Below are 5,246 nucleotides of genomic sequence, written 5' to 3' on the forward strand. Positions count from 1 at the left end.
TTTTTAGTGAATTAAAAGACATTTTGCACAATTATTAAAAAGCAGTTTTCTACAACAGAAAACTGCTTTTTTTGTTTATCAAAAACACGAAAATAACGTCGAAAAAACTTTACGAAAACTTGCGTAAAAATAGTTTAAAAGCCTTATAACTCAAGGTTTTTTGAAAATTTAACGTTTGTAAACAATTGTTAAACAAATAGTTACGAAAAGGTGAAAATTAGTAGTATTCCTACGTATTGTTAAAAACTAAAGCCGATTGTCAATAACTTTGACTTTCATTTTCATTAAAAATTAACAACCTTTGTAACTCTCGAAATAAGTTAAAAATATCTTAAAAAATTCAAAAATGAGCTTCATAGAACCAATCCTTACAGAAAATAAAAATCGCTTCGTTATTTTCCCTATTAAACACCACGATATTTGGGAATGGTATAAAAAAATGGAGGCAAGTTTCTGGACTGCAGAAGAAATTGATTTATCGCAAGACTTAAACGATTGGAACAATAAATTGAATCATGATGAGAAATATTTCATCAAACATATTCTTGCTTTTTTCGCAGCTTCTGACGGAATTGTAAATGAAAACCTTGCTGAAAACTTTGTAAACGAAGTACAATATGCTGAAGCAAAATTCTTCTACGGCTTTCAAATCATGATGGAAAACATTCATAGCGAAACTTATTCGTTATTGATTGATACATATGTTAAGGACGAAGCAGAAAAAGATCAATTGTTTAATGCTTTGGAAGTTTTTCCTGCAATTAAGAAAAAAGCAGATTGGGCTTTAAAATGGATTGAATCAGATTCTTTTGCTGAGCGATTGATTGCTTTCGCGGCTGTTGAAGGAATTTTCTTTTCTGGTGCATTTTGTTCTATTTATTGGTTGAAAAAACGTGGATTAATGCCAGGATTAACTTTTTCTAACGAGTTAATTTCTCGTGACGAAGGTGTTCACTGTGATTTTGCCGTGCATTTACACAACCATCATTTAGTAAATAAAGTTCCGAAAGATCGTATTAGAACCATTATTGTTGACGCGTTAAATATTGAAAGAGAGTTTATTACAGAATCACTTCCGGTTTCTTTAATTGGAATGAACGCTACTTTAATGACGCAATATTTAGAATTTGTTGCCGATAGACTTTTAGTAGAACTAGGTTGCGATAGAGAATACAACACTTCAAACCCATTTGATTTTATGGACATGATTTCGTTGCAAGGAAAAACTAATTTCTTTGAGAAAAAAGTGGCCGAATACCAAAAAGCTGGTGTAATGAACACCGATAGTGAAGCACAAAAAATTACTTTCGACGCCGATTTTTAATTTCTCGCCTTTTTGCCACGAATCCCGAAACTTCGGGAACCAAGGCACGAAGAAAAAATTTAAAAACAAAGATTACAAGAATACCCAAACCATTGAAGTGGTCTAGCCCAGATTGCAGCGGTATCCTTTTTCAATTGCCTCAGGTTTCAACCTGAGGCAATTGAAAAAGATATAGCGGAAAGCTGGAATAGCTTCTAAAAACAAAAAAAGTAAAGTGAAAACTTTGCGACTTAGCGCCTTTGTGGCAAAACCGATTACAAATAACCCGAAGTAGAGAAGGGATTTTCTAGTTCACAAAAAACAAAAAAGTATGTACGTAGTAAAAAGAGATGGCCATAAAGAGCCGGTAATGTTTGACAAAATCACGGATAGAATTAAAAAACTATGTTATGGTTTAAACGATTTAGTTGATGCTGTAAAAGTAGCAATGCGAGTGATTGAAGGATTGTATGATGGCGTTACTACGTCGGAACTAGATAATCTTGCGGCAGAAACTGCGGCATCAATGACGATTGCACATCCAGATTATGCTCAGTTAGCGGCACGTATTGCGATTTCGAATTTGCATAAAAATACTAACAAATCGTTCTCGGAAACCATGAATGAAATGTTTCATTATGTAAATCCAAGAAACGGTCAAATGGCACCACTTTTATCGGAAGAAGTACATAAAGTTATTCAGGAAAATGCTGAATTTTTAAATTCACACATTATATACAACCGCGATTTCAACTACGATTACTTCGGATTTAAAACCCTAGAACGTTCGTATTTGTTGAAAATTAACGGTAAAATTGTTGAACGTCCACAACACATGCTCATGCGTGTTTCGGTTGGAATTCACTTAGACGATTTAAAATCGGTTATAGAAACCTACGACTTGATGTCGAAAAAATTCTTTACGCATGCAACGCCAACGTTGTTCAATGCTGGAACACCAAAACCTCAAATGTCTTCTTGTTTCCTACTGGCAATGCAGGACGACAGTATTGACGGAATTTATGACACGTTGAAACAAACGGCTAAAATTTCGCAATCGGCTGGTGGAATTGGATTATCTATTCATAACGTCCGTGCAACCGGAAGTTATATTCGTGGAACTAACGGAACTTCAAACGGAATTGTTCCGATGTTGCGTGTTTTCAATGATACAGCAAGATATGTAGATCAAGGTGGTGGAAAACGTAAAGGAAGTTTTGCTATTTATATTGAAACTTGGCATGCTGATATCTTCGAATTCCTAGACTTGAAAAAGAATACCGGAAAAGAAGAAATGCGTGCAAGAGATTTATTCTTCGCGATGTGGACTTCTGATTTGTTCATGAAACGTGTTCAGGAAAATGGAAATTGGACTTTAATGTGTCCAAACGAATGTCCAGGATTGTATGATGTTCACGGTGAAGAATTTGAAGCACTTTATACTTCGTATGAAGCAGCTGGAAAAGGTAGAAAAACCATCAAAGCGCACGAATTATGGGAGAAAATTCTAGAATCACAAATTGAAACTGGAACTCCATATATGTTGTACAAAGATGCAGCCAACAGAAAATCAAACCAAAAAAATCTTGGAACTATTCGTTCATCGAACTTGTGTACTGAGATTATGGAATTTACATCAAAAGATGAAATTGCTGTTTGTAACTTGGCTTCGTTATCGTTACCAATGTTTGTTGAAAACGGAAAATTCAACCACGATTTGTTGTTTACCGTAACCAAACGCGTAACAAGAAACTTAAATAAAGTAATTGACAGAAATTATTATCCTGTAAAAGAAGGCGAAAATTCTAACAAACGTCACCGTCCAATTGGTCTTGGTGTGCAAGGTTTGGCAGATGCTTTCATCATGTTGCGCATGCCGTTTACAAGTGACGAAGCGAAAACATTAAACCAAGAAATTTTTGAAACTTTATATTTTGCAGCCGTAACCGCATCTATGGAAATGGCTAAAGAAGAAGGTCCGTATTCTAGTTTTGCAGGTTCGCCAATTTCGCAAGGAGAATTCCAACACAACCTTTGGAACATTAAAGACGAAGAACTTTCTGGTCGTTGGGATTGGGCAAGTTTACGTAAAGAAGTTATGGAACATGGTGTTAGAAATTCACTATTGGTGGCACCAATGCCAACCGCTTCAACCTCACAGATTTTAGGAAACAACGAAGCATTCGAACCTTATACTTCTAACATTTATACACGTCGTGTACTTTCTGGAGAATTTATCGTTGTGAACAAGCATTTACTGAACGATTTAGTAGAACGTGGTTTATGGAACGAAGAATTGAAACAACAATTGATGCGCAATAACGGATCGGTTCAAGACTTGAATATTCCTCAAGATTTGAAAGAATTGTACAAAACCGTTTGGGAAATGTCGATGAAAGACATTATTGATATGAGTCGTCAAAGAGGTTATTTTGTAGATCAATCGCAATCGTTGAACTTGTTTATGCAAGATGCCAATTATTCTAAATTAACGTCGATGCATTTCTACGCTTGGAAAAGCGGCTTGAAAACCGGAATGTACTATTTGAGAACAAAAGCTGCGGTTGATGCTATCAAATTTACATTAAACAACGACAAAAAAGCAGAACCAATTGAAGTAAAAGAGCAACCAATGGTAAACATAGTTTCTGAACAAACTGCCGAAAAATTACAACCCATTGCAGTTCTAAACGAACCAGTAGAAATGTCTGCCGAAGAATATAGAGCAATGATTGAAATGGCTAAAAATGCCGGACCAGAAGATTGTGAAATGTGTGGTTCATAATTTAGAAAAAAGAATAAAGAGAATAGAATATAGAAACAGCTGTCAAATTTGATGGCTGTTTTTTATTAGAATAAATTTTGTAAATTTGTTATTGATTAAATCTAATTATCATGAATATTGCCTTAAAAAAATAAAGTATTTTGCAATGGATTCAAAATTTGAATGACGAAAAGATTCTTGAAAAAATTCTTGATTTGAAAGAGAAAAATGAAATATCAGATTTCGAAAATAAATTAATTCAAAAAGGATTGAATGACGTTTTAAATGGAAATATTAGTACGCACGAAGAAGTAAAGAAACGCTTTGAACAAAAATTCAAAATAAACAAACATAAAACAGCTATCAATCGGTAGCTGTTTTTATTTTTAGAAAATAATTCTGCAATTCGTATCTTTGAAACAAATTATAACAAAATGTCAAAAGAAAAAGGAGTTTACACAGGAATCATAGAAAAAGACAACGACGGAAATTACTTCTGTGGCGAATATCTATTGGATTACCAATTGGTTGAGAAAAATTTTAAATTAGGTGATGAAATCAATATCAAAACGGTAATCGCAAATCCTAGCGATAAAAGTTACAATCAATATCCAAAAAAATCAAGAGTGTTTTTCTTAGCCAACGATAAAGAATAAAACTACAATGATTACGGTTACAAGAACAACTTCCAACAATCCAGATTTTGAAAAACTGGTAATCGAGCTTGATGCAGTTTTGGCAATACTTGATGGAGAAGATCACGCTTTTTATGCACAATTCAACAAATCGAGTGCGTTAAAAAATGCCATAATCGCTTATGAAAACGAAACTGCTGTTGGAATTGGCGCTTACAAAGAATACGATTCTGAAACAGTAGAAATGAAAAGAATGTACACGATACCAGAATACCGCGGAAAAGGAATTGCTTCTAAAATTTTAACCGAATTGGAACTTTGGGCAAAAGAAGAAAACTACAAAATTGCTGTTCTTGAAACTGGTTTTTTACAAACAGATGCTATTTCATTATATAAAAAATTAGGTTATGTTATTACAGAAAACTACGGTCAATATATAGGAGTTGAAAATAGCGTTTGTATGAAGAAAAAAATATAAGGAAATACAAAAAATCAAAAATCAAAATTCGTTAATCTTCAATCTAAAATCTAAATGAACTGGGAA

General features: G+C 33.8%; 5 protein-coding genes. All 5 read left to right on the top strand.

Annotated features, from left to right (window positions below; genetic code table 11):
- Positions 1-346 precede the first annotated feature (346 nt).
- Positions 347-1,324 (top strand): ribonucleotide-diphosphate reductase subunit beta, encoded by a 978-nt coding sequence (locus DIU01_RS07340; protein WP_290833000.1) that lies wholly within the window; start codon positions 347-349, stop codon positions 1,322-1,324.
- A 310-nt stretch (positions 1,325-1,634) separates the two neighbouring features.
- Positions 1,635-4,088, top strand: a complete 2,454-nt coding sequence (locus DIU01_RS07345) for a ribonucleoside-diphosphate reductase subunit alpha (protein ID WP_290833011.1) — start codon at positions 1,635-1,637, stop codon at positions 4,086-4,088.
- 140 nt (positions 4,089-4,228) lie between these two features.
- Positions 4,229-4,441 (top strand): hypothetical protein, encoded by a 213-nt coding sequence (locus tag DIU01_RS07350; RefSeq protein ID WP_290833013.1) that lies wholly within the window; start codon positions 4,229-4,231, stop codon positions 4,439-4,441.
- 60 nt (positions 4,442-4,501) lie between these two features.
- On the top strand, positions 4,502-4,723 hold the full coding sequence (locus DIU01_RS07355) for a hypothetical protein (protein WP_035125055.1): 222 nt from the start codon (positions 4,502-4,504) through the stop codon (positions 4,721-4,723).
- Between the two features lie 7 nt (positions 4,724-4,730).
- Complete coding sequence (locus DIU01_RS07360; RefSeq protein ID WP_290833018.1) at positions 4,731-5,180, top strand: GNAT family N-acetyltransferase; 450 nt, start codon at positions 4,731-4,733, stop codon at positions 5,178-5,180.
- The last annotated feature ends 66 nt before the right edge of the window (positions 5,181-5,246 follow it).

The organism is Flavobacterium sp. (assembly GCF_003525665.1).
GTDB lineage: Bacteria > Bacteroidota > Bacteroidia > Flavobacteriales > Flavobacteriaceae > Flavobacterium.